Below are 1,904 nucleotides of genomic sequence, written 5' to 3' on the forward strand. Positions count from 1 at the left end.
AATCGAGTAGGAGGGGGCGGCTAGCCCCCGACCTCTCACACCACCGTACGTACGGTTCCGTATACGGCGGTTCAAATTATGTCTGACGTAAAAATTCATATCTTAGATATAGACTTTTGAGACCTTGGTTTTGCCAAAATTTATTCCCTAGGCTTTTGTTTAGAATATGACTTTGCGAAATTCTCCAATAGCCTTTTCTTGTATTTCCCCATTCATAAGCTGTTTGTTTATTAATGCCGAGACTGATTAATTTCCTTATCCTAGTACGTGGGAATTTCCATTGTTTCCATAAGCACATTCTAAGTCTTCTTCGAATCCACTTATCTAAACTTTTAAATTGACTTGGTGTATCTGCCAACGCATAGTATCCACACCAGCCAATCAGGTAAGTATTTAATTTTTCTATACGTCTTACCATTTGAATAGAATTCTTTCTCGAAGTTAATTCTTTAATTTTCTGTCTTACTCTCTTTAAGCTCTGATTAGAGATTTTTATTTTAGTTTCATTGATACATATAAAACTAAAACCTAAGAATTTTCTGTTCCACGGTCGGTCCACTGAAGACTTTTCCATATTTACCTTAAGCTTTAAGTTCTTTTCAATAAAGGAAACAATAGATGACATTGTTCGTAATCCTGCCTTCTTTGATTTAACATAGATATTACAATCATCGGCGTATCTTACAAACTTGCATTCTCTTCTTTCCAACTCTTTATCTAAATCGTCTAAAATAATATTTGAGAGTAATGGACTTAATGGTCCTCCTTGTGGAGTACCTTCGGTACTTTCAGAAAATATTCCTCCAATCATGACTCCTGCACTCAGATAACTCCGTATTAGTCTTAAGAGTATCTTGTCTGGAATTCGCTTCGCTAGGATGCCCATCAACTTATCGTGGTTAACTTTGTCAAAGAATTTCTCTAAGTCAATATCAATTACCCATTCGCATCCTTCCTTTATATAACCTTTTGCTTTTCTTACTGCGTCATGTCCTCTTTTCTTTGGACGAAAACCGTAGCTATTTTCCGAGAAGTTTGGGTCGAATATTGGTGTTAATACTTGGGTAATTGCTTGTTGGATGAATCGGTCTAACACGGTCGGTATACCTAATAACCTCATGCCACCGTTCGGTTTCGGGATTTCGACTCGACGGACTGGATGAGGTTGATAGGTTCCATTTTCAAGGGATTGTTTTAGTTCATCCCAGTGTTTGACGATGTACGACCGCAGGTCTTTGGTCGACATATTGTCTACACCGTGGCTCCCCTTATTTCGTTCGACTCTTTTCAGAGCACTTAAAAGATTTTCCCGTGTTAGGATCATTTCCATCAACATCTGATATTTCCTTTCTACGTGAACAAAATTGTCTGTTTGTGCCTAATTCTACTCCACCCTCTTGAAGTCCCCCACGTATTCACCGTTTCTTCATTCAAGTAAGTCTCTTTATAGAGATTGTCTGCTTCTATATAGAATTCGAACGCCTAGTATCTGTTCTCCTTAATTTGTTCAGTCCTTCCCTTTTCGTTCTCGAGTTCAGAAAAGGTACTATGACGTCTGCTGACTTCTGGCAATTCAGTTATCTATCACTAGATAAGTTACTACAAGTGTGTAGCTTATTTGCCAGACCTCCCCAGGTAAGTACATCATCTTTCATTCCATCTACCTACTTCATTTACTCTGTAACACCTTTGGCAGTAAGGACTTCGTTTTGTTATGCAAACTCATCCAACGTTACCTAGCCTTATATGAAGTTCGTGTTCCTTAGGTCGGAAATTTGCCGCCGACTTCCTTCAGATTCCGCGTCACCACGGACACCCTTGTCTTAGGCTAACCACTACTACTGCCTTCATGGTTCAGGACTTGCACCTTATAGGTGATGTACATGCTGGGCACACATAAAAAA

General features: G+C 39.1%; 1 protein-coding gene. It reads right to left on the minus strand.

What is annotated here, in order from left to right; genetic code table 11:
• Positions 1-76: 76 nt before the first annotated feature.
• Positions 77-1,336, minus strand: a complete 1,260-nt coding sequence (ltrA, locus tag CN946_RS20580) for a group II intron reverse transcriptase/maturase (RefSeq protein WP_098862803.1) — start codon at positions 1,334-1,336, stop codon at positions 77-79.
• Positions 1,337-1,904 lie beyond the last annotated feature (568 nt).

The organism is Bacillus sp. AFS053548, assembly GCF_002575105.1.
In the GTDB taxonomy this organism is placed as follows: domain Bacteria; phylum Bacillota; class Bacilli; order Bacillales; family Bacillaceae_G; genus Gottfriedia.

What these genes read in the sequence shown, in the direction of transcription:
- ltrA (WP_098862803.1), bottom strand. Translation starts at nt 1,336, where the DNA reads ATGTTGATGGAAATGATCCTAACACGGGAAAATCTTTTAAGTGCTCTG.